Genomic DNA, 13,025 nt, shown 5'->3' on the forward strand with positions numbered 1-13,025 from the left:
GGGGCGGCTGGGCGGCGCCCCCCGCGCCATAAAAACCGGGGTCAGTGTGCATTTTCGCGAGGCCAATTGGCACTCTGACCCCGGTTTTTGGTTTGGGGCGATCGCGATTTTCCAATCTCAGGGCGATCCCCTGCGGTCGTATCGCACCCCTGCCATCGGTTGGGTGCCATCGGTTGGCTTGCGCCGCCGACGCGCGGCGCCATCATGGATCTGCCCTCGACGTTTCCTGGAGACCCCCCATGTATGCATCGACGCTTCCCCAGGCCCCGCCCGCCATCGTCAGTCGCCAGTGGGCCGCCGGTACGCACATCGGCGCACTGGTGCTTGCCTTGCTGACGAGTTGGATGTCGGGCGTGGCCGGTATCGTCGTCGCCGGCACCGTCTACCTGGTCAAGCGCGACGATGATGCCTTCGTTGCCGGCCATGCGCTGGAAGCGCTGAACTTCAACTTGAGCATGTTCCTCTACGCCTGCGCGCTCGGCGTGACCGGGCTCATGCTGCTCGGCATGACGGTGCTGACGCTGGGCATCGGGGCGATCGTCACGCTGCCGCTCGGCCTGTTGCTGGTGCTGGGCGCGGTCGCGCTGGCAGTGCTCTGGCTGGTCTGCGGCATCGTGGCCGCGGTCAGGGCCTGGAACGGCGAGACCTACCGCTACCCGCTCACGCTGCGCCTGATCGGCTGACGCCGTAGCGCGCAGTCCGCTCGGCCTCCGTGCGGCATCGCGCGGGCTCGTGTGCATCAGCGTGGGGTGCGTCCGCTCGCGTCGGTCGGGTCCAGCACCGCAAGGGCGGCCGGTGTGGTCATGCGCAGCCGCAGAGCGTCGACGGGAAGATGCCGGCCCAGGCCGGCAGCGGATGTGGACTGCGTTTCCGGCCCGCCCGGCTCAGTGGTCGCGTTCGATGGCCTGACGGCCGAGCTCGGCCAGCGGCGCGGTGGTGTCGCCGAACGGTGCCAGTGCGTCGCGCATGCGCGAGGCGAGCTCGGACAGTCGCGCGCGTGAGGCGTCTGCACCGATCAGGGCCGGGAACGTGGCCTTGTCCTGTGCGATGTCCTTGCCGGCGGTCTTGCCCAGCGTCGCGCTGTCGCCTTCGATGTCGAGCAGGTCGTCGCGGATCTGGAACGCGAGGCCGAGTGCGGTCGCGAAATCGTCGAGCCGGGCCCGCGTCGTGGCGTCGACGTCGGCCGCCAGTGCCCCGAGCGCGACCGCCGCGCGCAGCAGCGCGCCGGTCTTGAGCGCATGCAGACGCTCCAGGCCCGCGATGTCGCGCGTACCGCCACCGCCGGTCGCGGCGAGGTCGATCGCCTGGCCGCCGCACATGCCCAGCGCGCCCGATGCCGAGGCCAGCCGCGCGACCATCGCCAGCCGCGTTTCGGCCGCAAGCGGCGCTTCGGCGAGCACCGAGAACGCCAAGGTCTGCAAGGCGTCGCCGGCGAGGATGGCGGTGGCTTCGTCGAAGGCGACGTGCACGGTCGGCTGGCCGCGACGCAGCGCGTCGTCGTCCATCGCCGGCAGGTCGTCGTGGACCAGCGAATAGGCGTGTACGAGTTCGACCGCGACCGCCGGCGCATCGGCCTGCGGGGGCGCGGCGCCGAAGGCCGCCGCGGTGGCGTGGACCAGCAGCGGCCGCATGCGCTTGCCGCCGAGCAGCACCGCATGGCGCATCGCGGCGTCCAGACGCGGCTCGCCGCCTGCGGCGGTGTCGAGCGCGCGTTGCAATGCGGCGTCGGTGCGGGCGCGCCAGTCACCGATGCGCGCGGCGATCGCGCCGGCGGCCTCAGGCATCGGGATCGTCGACCTGCTCGCCGCCGAACGGCTGGCTGCGCTCCGGGGCGGCCGGGTCGCTGAGCAGGCGCACGCGCTGCTCAGCGTCCTCGAGCGCCTGGCGACAGCGGCGGTACAGGCCGACGCCGCGCTCGTAGGCGCCGAGCGATTCCTCCAGGCTCAGTTCGCCGCCTTCCATGCGTTCGACCAGCGCTTCGAGCTGGCCCAGGGCGTTTTCGAAGTCGGCGACCGGGGACGGATCCTGGGCGGACGGGGTGGGCGTGGAAGCGGATTTGGCCATGCCTGGATTCTAAGCGATGACGCCTGGGCGAGGGCTGAGTGCGGCCCTCAAGGCGACGGCGTCTCAGCCGGTGTGTCGTGCACTGCCGCGTCGTGCGCCCAGCGCAAGCGGCGGCCGCCGTCGCGCAGCCAGGCCTCGAATGCGCCGTCCAGGACGAGGTCGCCGGCCGCGAGCACTCGACCGCTGGCATCGATGAGCAGCGGCAATCGTTCGCGAAGCCAGGGCGGCACCGCGCGATCCTGCAGCACGTGCTTGAGCGCGTGCGAATGGGTCCGGCCGGGCAGGGCGATCCGCTCGCCGCCGCGCCGGGCCCGGACCTGCCAGTCCAAGGGGGCGTCCGGCGGTGGCCCGTGCAGGTGCAACCGGTCGCCGCCGGGCAGCACGAGCGGCGCAGTGCCGGCCCAGTCGACGGCAAACTCGCGCGGCAGCGGCGTGCGTTGCGGCCCTGCGTGCAGCAGGTCGCGCCAGCGCTGCAGCCGGCAGTGCGCCCAGTCGAACTGGGGGCTGCGATCCCCCGCAGGCATCTGCAGCGTGGCCTCGCACCAGGCGCTGCCCTGGCGCGGCAGCGGCGGCAGGCCCAGCGCGGCGATCCAGCGCCGCAGCACCCGCGCACGGCGCGCGGTCGGCAGCGTGCGCAGCCGTGCCACGTCCAGCATCGCCGGGTCGGATGTGCGCACCTTGGCCAGGGCCGCGGTGTCTTCGTCGTCGAGCAGGGCGATCGTCGTGCGCTGCAGCGTCGCGACATCGGTCAGCACGGCGTCGGCCTGCGGCCAGCGTGTGCGCAGCAGCGGCAGCACACGATTGCGCAGGAAGTTGCGGTCGGCGTCGTCTGCGGCGTTGCTCGGATCCTCGATCCAATGCAGGCCGTGGCGCATGGCATAGGCCAGCAGTTGCGCGCGCGCTACTGCCAACAACGGCCGCCACAGCCAGCCGGCGCCGAAGGGCCGCAGTGGCCGCATCGCGGCCAGCCCGTCGGGACCGGCCCCGCGCAACGCGCGCAGCAGCACGGTCTCGGCCTGGTCGTCGCGGTGGTGGGCCAGGACCGCGACCGCTCCGGGTGGCAACCGCGCCTGCAGCGCGGCATGGCGGGCCTCGCGCGCCGCGGCCTCCGGGCCGCGGTCGCCGTCGCGCACGACGGTCACGCGCAGCACCTCGCAGCGCACGCCCAGCGCGGCGCAGACGGCCTCGCAATGCGCGGCCCAGGCGTCGGCCTGCGGCTGCAGGCCGTGGTGGACGTGCAGCGCGACCAGGCCGCGTACGCGCGCGCGCGCATCGTGTGCGAGCAGGTGCAGCAGGGCGGTCGAGTCGAGGCCGCCGCTGAACGCCACGTGCAGCGGTCCGTCGCCGGGCGGCGCGGGCAGCGTCGGGTCTGGGAACGGCGCGGACATCCGCGCATGGTGCCATGCGATCGGAATGCAGCGATCCGGCCGCGTGGTCGCGGACGCGGGGGCACAGGGCCTACAGTCGGCGACCCGCCTGCAGGAACCTGCAATGTCCGATCTGTTCTCTGCGCTGGCGCAACGCGCGCTGACGCTGCGCAACCGCATCGCCGTCTCGCCGATGTGCCAGTACAGCGCCGTCGACGGGATGCCCGACCACTGGCATCTGGTGCACCTGGGCAGCCGCGCGGTCGGCGGCGCCGGCCTGGTGATCGCCGAGGCCACGGCGGTACTGCCCCAAGGTCGCATCTCGCCCGACGACGTCGGCCTGTGGAACGATGCCCAGACGCAGGCCTGGGCGCCGATCGCGGCGTTCGTGCGTGCGCAGGGCGCGGTGCCTGGAATCCAGCTGGCGCACGCCGGGCGCAAGGCGAGCACCTACGCCCCGTGGCGGGGCCATGGCGCGGTCGCGCAGGCCAACGGCGGCTGGCAGGTCGTCGCGCCGTCGGCGTCGGCCTACAGCGAGCGTTACCCCGCGCCGGTCGCGCTCGATGCCGACGGCATCGCCGGCGTCGTCGCGGCATTCCGCGCGGCCGCGCAGCGCGCGCTCGCCGCCGGCTTCGAGCTGGTCGAACTCCACGCCGCCCACGGCTATCTGTTGCACCAGTTCCTCTCGCCGTTGTCGAACACCCGCGACGATGCCTGGGGCGGCGGCTTCGAAGGCCGGACGCGTCTGGTGCTGGCGGTCGTCGATGCGGTGCGTGAGGTCTGGCCCGAGCGGCTGCCGCTGTGGCTCCGGCTCTCGGCGACCGACTGGGTCGAGGGCGGCTGGGACGTCGAGCAGAGCGTCGCATTGGCGCGGCTGCTGGCGCCGCGCGGGGTCGACCTGCTCGACGTGTCGTCGGGCGGGCTGTCGCCGGCGCAGCAGATCGATGCGGTGCCCGGCTACCAGGTGCCGTTCGCCCGGCGCATCCGCGCCGAGGCCGGCATCGCGACCGGCGCGGTCGGGCTGATCACGACGCCCGAGCAGGCCGAGCGCATCGTCGCCGACGGCGACGCGGACGTGGTGCTGCTGGCGCGCGAGCTGCTGCGCGATCCCTACTTCCCCAGGCGCGCGGCGCAGGCGCTGGGCGCGTCGCTCGAGCCGCCGGCGCAGTACCAGCGCGCTTGGTAACAGCGCGCGTCGCCCGAAAAGCGCGGTACGGGACGGGCAGACGCCCGTCCCGATGCGATCACGCTGCCTCGTAGGCGCCGTAGCTGCGCAGACGCTCGTAGCGGCGCTGCAGCAGGGTCTCGACCGGCAGTTGCTCGAGCTGGTCGAGTTCGTTCATCAGCACCGCCTTGAGCCGCGTCGCGGTCTGCCGCGGATTGCGGTGGGCGCCACCGATCGGCTCGCGCACGACCTTGTCGATCAGCCCCAGCTGCTTGAGCCGCTTGGCGGTCAGGCCGAGCTGCTCGGCGGCATCGCGCGCCTTGGCCGCGTCCTTCCACAGGATGGACGCGCAGCCTTCGGGCGAGATCACCGAATAGGTGCTGTACTCGAGCATCACCGTACGGTCGCCCACGCCGATCGCCAGCGCGCCGCCCGAGCCGCCTTCGCCGATGACGGTGCAGATGATCGGGACGCGCAGCTCGGCCATCTCCATCAGATTGCGCGCGATCGCTTCCGACTGGCCGCGCTCCTCGGCGCCGATGCCCGGGTAGGCACCGGGCGTGTCGATGAAGGTCAGCAGCGGCAGCTTGAATCGCTCGGCCATCTTCATCAGCCGCAGCGCCTTGCGGTAGCCCTCCGGGCGCGGCATGCCGAAGTTGCGCCGCACCTTGGTCTTGGTGTCGCGGCCCTTCTGGTGGCCGATGATCATGACGCTGCGCCCATCGATGCGGCCCAGGCCGCCGACGATCGCGGCATCGTCGCCGTAGGCGCGGTCGCCGGCCAGTTCCTCGAACTCGTCGCAGAACGTGCGGATGTAGTCGTTGGTGTAGGGCCGCTGCGGGTGGCGCGCCAACTGCGAGACCTGCCATGGGGTCAGGTCGCGGAAGATGTGCGCGGTGCGCTTGCGCAGCTTGTCGCGCAACGTGGCCAGTTCGGCGTCGATGTTGACGGCCGGGCCATCGCTGGCCTGGCGCAGTTCCTGGATCTTGGCTTCCAGGTCGGCGATGGGCTGCTCGAAATCGAGGTAGTTCGGGTTCATGACGCGCCGTCGGGTGACTTTGGGGAAAGTGTAGCCGACCGGCCCTGGGCGCCCCGTACGGCGGGGTGCGTTGGAACGGCCGGAAGGGCGACCGGGCGGCCGGGCCTCACCGGGGCAGGACCAGCGCGCCGGCGCCCATCAGCCGTCCGTAGAGGTCGATGAAATCGTTGTAGGCCTGGTTGTCCTGGGGGCTCTGATCGACGTGCAGCATCGCGGTTGCGCCGGTGACGGCCATCAGGGCCTCGTGCGAGCGCTTGCGCACCGCCTCGCAATCGGCCGCATCGTTGACCTGCAGGCGCTGCGCGTAGGCCTGGCGCAGCGGCGCCGCATGGGGCTCGAACGCCTGCGGCAGCGGCGGCAGCTCGGCCGGTGCGGTCTCCAGCGCCCGCGCCGGCTGCGTGTAGCCGCCTGGGTGCAGCCGCGCAAACTCGCCCTGGCGGTCGCTGGCGTCCTCGATGTAGTCGATGAATGCCTGGGGCGTGAACAGCTTGGTGCTGATCTTGCCGCCATTCTCCGGAATCCGCGCCACGGTCTGCTGCTTGGGGAACGCCTCGCGCACGCCGAAGTCCCAGGACCGGTCGATGAACAGGCCGGTGTACTGCTCGAAGGGCCCTTCGTAGACGGCGTCGCCGAGCTCAACGGTGGCGATCGCCGCGCCGAAGTTGCGCAGCTTGGACGCGTCGGCGACGTAGATCTCGCGGGCCAGCACGTAGTCCGACAGCGTCGGGTTGATCAACGTGCCGCGTTCGGCGCCGCAGACCGAGATCCGGACCTCGCCGGTACGCTCGGCGCGCAGTGTGTGCGGGCCGGCGTCGAGTTCCAGCGCCGCGCTCGCGCCGGGCGCCACCTCGTGGGTCTTGCCGTCGATGGTGACCTGGACTGGCGCGTCGGTGGGGTTGTCGATCTCGAACGAGGGCGTGGACGGGCTGCAGGCGGCGAGCAGCAACACAGCGCTCGCCGTGGCGAAGGATCGGATCATCGTGTCTCTCTTGGACGGGGGGGAGTGGGGCCTTCAGCCGGCCCGGTTCAGTGCGCCCATGGCTTGCTCATGTCGAGCCGAGCGACCCGCACGCCCGGCTGCGCGCGCAGCGTGCCGGGCAGTTCGGCATCGGCGCGAACGCCGTGGCTGCCGTTGACCTCGAGCGTGCCGGCCGCGCCGGCGGGCAGCAGCAGGTCGAGGCGCAGCGCGGTCTTGCCGGGCCGGTGCTGCGCCAGGAGCTGTTCGATCCGCGCCATCGTGCCGGGCACGCGCAGGTCCAGGCGCAGCGACAGCCGACGCGCGTGTTCGGGGCAGACCGCGTGGAAATCCCAGCAGCGCTTGACCCGCAACGCGAAGCCGCCGCTGAACTCGTCCTCGCGCAGGCCGCCCTCGACGATCAGGATGCGGTCGCGGGTCAGCAGATGCGCGTACTCGGCACTGGTCTCGGAGAAGAAGCCGCACTCGAGCCGGCCGCGGCCGTCCTCGAGCAGCACGAAGGCCTGCGCGTCGCCGCGCTTGCGCATCGACGACACCTGGCCGGCGACGATGACCTGGGTCTCAGGTCGCCAGCTGTTGCCGGCGGCCTTGGCATCGCGCGCGGCCCACAGGCTGTCGAGCTGGCCGAGGTCGGTGCCCACCAGCGCCTGCAACTCCTCACGGTAGGGGTCGAGCGGATGTCCGCTGAGGTAATGGCCGAGTGTCTCGCGTTCGCCGTCGAGCTTCTGCCGCAGCGGCCATTCGTCGCATTCGGGCAGATCGATGTGCAGCACGTCGTCGCCGCCCATGGCGCTGCCGAACATGTCGACGATGCCGGCGCTGCGGTTGCGCGCGAGCTGGTCGGTGGCCTTGATCGCCTCGGGCAATTGCAGCATCAGCGAGGCGCGGTTGCGGCCCAGCGCGTCGAGCGCACCGGCGTTGATCAGGGCTTCGAGCGTGCGCTTGTTCAGGCGCTGCGAATCGACCCGGCGGCAGAAGTCGAGCAGGTCGGTGTAGACCCCGCCGCGCGCGCGCGCTTCGACCACGTTCTCGCAGGCGCCGCGGCCCACGCCCTTCACCGCGCCCAGGCCGTAGCGGATCGTCGTGGGGTCGATCGCCTCGAACATGTACGCCGAGGCGTTGACGTCGGGCGGCAGCACCTCCAGGCCCATCGCCCGCGCCTCGGTCAGAAAGCCGGTAACCTTGTCGGTGTTGTCCATGTCCGAGGACAGCACGGCGGCCATGAACTCGGCCGGGTAATGCACCTTGAGCCACGCGGTCTGGTAGGCGACCAGCGCGTAGGCGGCCGAGTGCGACTTGTTGAAGCCGTACTCGGCGAACTTCTCCATCAGGTCGAAGATCGACGTGGCGACCTTGGGATCGACACCGTTCGCGGCCGCGCCGGCCTCGAACTTGGCGCGTTCCTTGGCCATCTCCTCGGCCTTCTTCTTGCCCATCGCGCGGCGCAGCAGGTCCGCGCCGCCGAGCGAATAGCCGGCCAGGACCTGGGCGATCTGCATCACCTGTTCCTGATAGACGATGACGCCGTAGGTGGGCGAGAGCACCGGCTCGAGCGAGGGGTGCGGATAGGTCACGTCCGTGCGGCCGTGCTTGCGGTCGACCCATTCTTTGTCCATCCCCGAACCCAGCGGGCCGGGACGGAACAACGCGGCGAGCGCGATGATGTCCTCGAAGGTGTCGGGCTGCGCACGCTTGAGCAACTCGCGCATGCCGCGCGATTCGAACTGGAACACTGCGACCGTGTCGCCGCGTGCGAACAGGTCGTAGGACGCCACATCGTCGAGCGGCAGCGCGGCGATGTCGAGCGGCGCCTCGCCGGCCGCCGCGCGCCGCCGGTTGATGGCCTTGACCGCCCAGTCGATGATGGTGAGCGTGCGCAGGCCCAGGAAGTCGAACTTCACCAGGCCCACCGATTCCACGTCGTCCTTGTCGAACTGGGTGACCGGGTTGCGGCCGCGGCCGCCCTCGTCGTGTTCGGCGAACAGCGGGCAGAAATCCGACAGCGGCGAGGGCGCGATGACCACGCCGCCGGCGTGCTTGCCGGCGTTGCGGGTCAGGTCCTCGAGTTGCAGCGCCAGGTCCAGCAGGTCGCGGACGTCGTCCTCGTCGTTGTAGCGCGCGATCAACTCGTCCGAGCGCCAGGCATCGTCGCTGCGCGATTTGTCGGTGCGCCCCAGCGCATCCTCCAGGCCGATGCCCAGCGTCATCGGCACCAGCTTGGAGATGCCGTCGACCATGCCGTAGGGGAAGCCCAGCACGCGGCCGGTGTCGCGTACGACCGCCTTGGCCGCCATCGTGCCGTAGGTGATGATCTGGCTGACGCGGTCGCGGCCGTACTTGGCGGCGACGTAATCGATGACCTCGTCGCGCCGGTCCATGCAGAAGTCGATGTCGAAGTCGGGCATCGACACGCGTTCGGGATTGAGGAACCGCTCGAACAGCAGGTCGTAGGGCAGCGGGTCGAGATCGGTGATCTTCAGCGCCCAGGCCACCAGCGAGCCGGCGCCCGAACCGCGGCCCGGACCGACCGGGATGTCGTGCTCCTTGGCCCACTTGATGAAGTCCGAGACGATCAGGAAGTAGCCCGGGAAGCCCATCTTGCAGATGACGTCGAGCTCGATGTCCAGCCGCTCGAAATAGCTTTCCCGGGTGTGTCCGGGCGCCAGCGGGTACTTCGCCAGCCGCTCCTCCAGGCCCTCGCGCGATTGCACCCGGATCCAGCTGTCGAGGGTTTCCTCGGCGGGCACCGGGTAGGCGGGCAGGTAGTAGGTGCCCAGGCGCAACTCGAGATTGCAGCGCTGCGCCAGCGCCAGCGTGTTGTCGATCGCGTCGGGCGCGTCGGCGAACAGCGCGGCCATCTCGTCGGCCGACTTGAAGTACTGCTCGCGGGTGTAGAGGTGAGGCCGGCGTGGATCGTCGAGCACCCGGCCGGTGGCGATGCACACGCGCGCTTCGTGCGCGTCGAAGCCCTCGGCATCGAGGAAGCGCACGTCGTTGCCGGCCACCACCGGCAGCGACAGGTCGGACGAGACCTGCATCGCGAGCGCGTTGTGGACCGTTTCCTCATCGACGCCGCAGCGGGTGAGCTGCAGGAACAAGCGCTCGTCGAACACCTCGCGCCACTGCGTGTACCACTGCCGTGCCAGGTCCTGGCGGCCACCGGCGAGCAACCGCGCGGCCGGCCCGTGGCGCCCAGCGATCGCGAACAGGCCGGCATTGCATTCGCGCAGCCAATCGGGCCGCACCACCACGCCGTCGGTCCGGTGGCCCTCCATCCAGGCGCGCGTCAGCAGACGCGACAGCGACAGGTAGCCGTCGTGGTCGCGGCACAGCAGCGTCAGCGTCGAGGCCGGCTCGTCGCCTTCGGCCAGCGAGATATCTGCGCCCATGACCGGCTTGATGCCCGCGCCTTCGGCCGCGCGGTAGAACTTCACCAGCGCGAACAGGTTGTTGCGGTCGGTCAGCGCGACCGAAGGCTGGCCGAGTTCGGCGCAGCGTTTGACCAGCGCCTTGATCCGGATCGTCGAATCGGCGAGCGAGTATTCGCTGTGGACGTGAAGGTGGACGAAGCGCGCGGGCATTGCGGGGGCGAGGCGGCCGGAGCGTCAGGGTAGGGCCGTGGCGGGGGGCGGACAAGGCTTGACAGCCGGGCGACCGCCGCGCGGCGCGGCCGGGCAGCCGCCGCAGGGCAGTCGGCGTTCAGGCCAGGGCGGGCGCGTCGAACAGATCCGCCAGCGCGGGCGGCGGCGCGGGTGCGAGCAGCCGGGAGACGGGGGCGAAGCTGCGCCGATGGTGAATGCACGGGCCGTGACGCTCGAGCGCGGCGAAGTGCGACGGGGCGCTGTAGCCCTTGTGGCGGTCGAAGCCGTAGACGGGAAACTGCGCGTGCAACGCGACCATCGCGCGGTCGCGGGCGACCTTGGCGAGGATCGAGGCGGCCATGATCGCTTCTTCGATGGCGTCGCCGCCGACGATCGCGCGCGCCGGACACGGCAGGCCGGGCGGCAGCCGGTTGCCGTCGACGAGCACCCGCTCGGCGGCCGGGGCCAGCGCCTGCACCGCGCGGGTCATGCCGACGTGCGTGGCGTGGTAGATGTTGATGCGGTCGATTTCCTCGACGCCGACGAACTCGATCCGCCAGGCCAGCGCGCGCTCGACGATCTGCGGATACAGCACCTCGCGGCGCTTTTCGGTCAGCTTCTTGGAGTCGTCGAGGCCGGCGATCGGCCGCTTGGGGTGCAGCACGACGGCCGCGACCACGACCGGGCCGGCCAAGGGGCCGCGCCCGGCTTCATCGACGCCGGCCACACGCAGGCGCCGGGTCATGCCGGCGTCCCGTGATGGGAACCGGCCGGCAGCGCTGGCGGCGCCAGCTGCGCAACGGCGTCGGCGGCGCTCGCCGAAGCGCCCTGTCGCAACTGCAGATGCAGGTCGCGGTAGATGGGCTGCAGCGCGGCGCTGGCGGCGGGGTCTTCGAACCAGTGCAGCACCGCCTCGGCCAGCCGTTCGGGCGTGCAGTCCTCCTGGATCAGCTCGGGCACGATCGCGCGGCCGGCGAGCATGTTGGGCAGAGAATAGCGATCGACTTTCATCAGCTTCAGCAGCCGGACGAGGAACGCCGTGCTCGGGGCGATGCGGTAGCCCACGACCATCGGCCGCTTGGCCAGCAGTGCTTCGAGGGTCGCGGTGCCCGAGGCCAGCAGCACCACGTCGGAGGCGACCATCGCGGCGCGCGCCTGGCCATCGAGGACGCGTACGTCGAGCGCGGCGAACCGCGGATGCGCCAGCAGGGCGTCGATCGCCGTACGGCAACCGGCATTGGCCGCCGGCACGACGATGCGCAGGCCCGGCAGACGGGTGGCGACGCGGGCGGCAGCATCGAGGAAGGTGTCGCCCAGGCGCCCGATCTCACCCAGCCGGGAGCCGGGCAGCACCGCCAGCACCGGCGCGTCGCCGTCGAGCGCAAGCGCCCGGCGCGCGGCATCGCGATCGGGCTCGAGCGCGAGCATCTCGGCCAGCGGATGGCCGACGAAGCGCGCATCGACGCCGTGTGCGGCGTAGATCGGCGGCTCGGTCGGGAACAGGCACAGCACCCGGTCTGCGCTGCGTCCGATCTTCGCCGCGCGGCCCTGGCGCCAAGCCCAGATCGACGGACTGACGTAGTGCACCGTGCGGATGCCGTGCTGCTTGAGCGTGCGCTCCAGCCCGAGATTGAAGTCCGGTGCGTCGATGCCGACGAACACGTCCGGCCGCCAGGCCAGCAGGCGGGCGCGCAACGCGCTGCGCAACCGCAGCAAGCGCGGCAGGTGCCGCAGCACCTCGCTCAAGCCCATGACCGCCAGCTCCGAGGCGTCGTACCAGGTCGTCATCCCGGCCGCGCGCATCGCATCGCCGCCGACGCCGACGCACTCGATATCGGGGTGGCTCGCCCGCAAGCGTTCGATCAGCCCCGCACCGAGCAGGTCGCCGGAGGCTTCGCCGGCGACCAGCGCGACGCGAAGCGGGGGCTTGGCGGCGCGTTGGACGTTCTGGATGCTGGGTTCGGGATTCGACACGACAGATCGACGGCGCAGGGATCGGGGCATTGTGCCCGCTCGACGCCCGAATCCCGAATTCCCGATCCGGGCGTCAGCGCAGCAGCGGCCGCTCGCTGGCGTCGATGAACGCGAGCATCGCGCGGACATCGGCGCTGTCCTGGGCCAGTTCCGCCAGTCGAGCGCGGGCAGCCTCGAGCGGTTCGCCCGAGACGTACAGCGCGCGATAGGCGCGCTTGATCGCGGCGGTGCGGTCGGCGTCGAAGCCGCGGCGCTTGAGACCCTCGGCGTTGATGCCGCGCGGGCGGCCGTAGCCGTCTTGGGCGACCATCACGAACGGCGGCACGTCGCCGTTGACGAACGCGCCCATACCGATGAACGCGTGCGCGCCGATCCGACAGAACTGGTGGATGCCGACGAAGCCGCTGAGGATCACGTGATCGCCGACCTCGACGTGGCCGGCCAGTGTGGCGTTGTTGGAGAACACGCAATGGTTGCCGACGATGCAGTCGTGGGCGACGTGGGTATAGGCCAGCAGCCAGTTGTCGTCGCCGATGCGGGTCGCGCCGCCGCCGTCGCCGGTACCGCGGTTGATCGTGACGAACTCGCGGATCGTGTTGCGATCGCCGATGGTCAGTTCGACCCGCTCGCCGCGGAACTTCTTGTCCTGCGGTTCGCCGCCGATCGCGGCGTGGCCGTGGACGCGGTTGTCGCGTCCGATCGTAGTCGGGCCGTGGATGCTGCAATGGGGCCCGATCACGGTCCCATCGCCGATCTCGACCTCGGGGCCGATGATCGTGAAGGCGCCGATGCGCACGCCGGCGCCGAGCCTGGCGCCGGGATCGACGACGGCCGTGGCGTGGATCGCGGCCTCGGTCAT

General features: G+C 71.3%; 11 protein-coding genes. 2 read left to right on the plus strand and 9 right to left on the minus strand.

What is annotated here, in order from left to right:
* Positions 1-239: 239 nt before the first annotated feature.
* A complete protein-coding gene (locus ABE488_RS13940) occupies positions 240-683 on the plus strand; it encodes a DUF4870 domain-containing protein (protein ID WP_346448997.1) in 444 nt (147 codons plus the stop codon).
* A 201-nt stretch (positions 684-884) separates the two neighbouring features.
* Here ABE488_RS13940 and ABE488_RS13945 read toward each other — a convergent pair whose 3' ends face one another.
* Genes ABE488_RS13945 through tilS form a run of 3 tightly spaced genes read right to left on the minus strand, consistent with a single transcriptional unit; the run spans position 885 to position 3,452 of the window.
* The gene (locus ABE488_RS13945) at positions 885-1,784 is read right to left on the minus strand and encodes a farnesyl diphosphate synthase (RefSeq protein ID WP_346448999.1); all 900 of its coding nucleotides are present in this window, start codon (positions 1,782-1,784) and stop codon (positions 885-887) included.
* Positions 1,777-2,064: an exodeoxyribonuclease VII small subunit gene (locus tag ABE488_RS13950; protein ID WP_346449001.1), complete on the minus strand. Its 288-nt coding sequence runs from the start codon at positions 2,062-2,064 to the stop codon at positions 1,777-1,779. Before ABE488_RS13950 ends, ABE488_RS13945 begins: the two co-directional genes overlap by 8 nt.
* Positions 2,065-2,111: 47 nt before the next feature.
* Positions 2,112-3,452: a tRNA lysidine(34) synthetase TilS gene (gene tilS, locus ABE488_RS13955; RefSeq protein WP_346449003.1), complete on the minus strand. Its 1,341-nt coding sequence runs from the start codon at positions 3,450-3,452 to the stop codon at positions 2,112-2,114.
* A gap of 103 nt (positions 3,453-3,555) precedes the next feature.
* Between tilS and ABE488_RS13960 the strand changes: the two genes are divergently transcribed.
* Positions 3,556-4,617 (plus strand): NADH:flavin oxidoreductase/NADH oxidase, encoded by a 1,062-nt coding sequence (locus tag ABE488_RS13960; RefSeq protein WP_346449004.1) that lies wholly within the window; start codon positions 3,556-3,558, stop codon positions 4,615-4,617.
* 58 nt (positions 4,618-4,675) lie between these two features.
* On the opposite strand, the gene ABE488_RS13965 is transcribed toward ABE488_RS13960, so the two are convergent.
* The 6 genes from ABE488_RS13965 to lpxA all read right to left on the minus strand — a co-directional run bounded on the left by ABE488_RS13965 (position 4,676) and on the right by lpxA (position 13,025).
* Positions 4,676-5,635: an acetyl-CoA carboxylase carboxyltransferase subunit alpha gene (locus ABE488_RS13965; RefSeq protein ID WP_346445036.1), complete on the minus strand. Its 960-nt coding sequence runs from the start codon at positions 5,633-5,635 to the stop codon at positions 4,676-4,678.
* Between the two features lie 106 nt (positions 5,636-5,741).
* Positions 5,742-6,614 (minus strand): hypothetical protein, encoded by an 873-nt coding sequence (locus ABE488_RS13970; protein ID WP_346449006.1) that lies wholly within the window; start codon positions 6,612-6,614, stop codon positions 5,742-5,744.
* 47 nt (positions 6,615-6,661) lie between these two features.
* Entirely contained in the window at positions 6,662-10,192 is a 3,531-nt protein-coding gene (gene dnaE / locus ABE488_RS13975; RefSeq protein ID WP_346449007.1) for a DNA polymerase III subunit alpha, read from the minus strand.
* 118 nt (positions 10,193-10,310) lie between these two features.
* Positions 10,311-10,937 (minus strand): ribonuclease HII, encoded by a 627-nt coding sequence (rnhB, locus tag ABE488_RS13980; RefSeq protein WP_346449009.1) that lies wholly within the window; start codon positions 10,935-10,937, stop codon positions 10,311-10,313.
* Positions 10,934-12,166 carry a lipid-A-disaccharide synthase gene (gene lpxB / locus ABE488_RS13985; protein WP_346449010.1) on the minus strand — a complete coding sequence of 411 codons (1,233 nt, stop codon included), beginning with the start codon at positions 12,164-12,166 and terminating at the stop codon, positions 10,934-10,936. The genes rnhB and lpxB overlap by 4 nt, the downstream gene beginning before the upstream one ends.
* Before the next feature lie 73 nt (positions 12,167-12,239).
* On the minus strand, positions 12,240-13,025 hold the full coding sequence (gene lpxA / locus ABE488_RS13990; protein WP_346445026.1) for an acyl-ACP--UDP-N-acetylglucosamine O-acyltransferase: 786 nt from the start codon (positions 13,023-13,025) through the stop codon (positions 12,240-12,242).

Origin of the sequence: Luteimonas sp. TWI662, from assembly GCF_039673825.1 — a bacterium.
GTDB lineage: Bacteria > Pseudomonadota > Gammaproteobacteria > Xanthomonadales > Xanthomonadaceae > Luteimonas.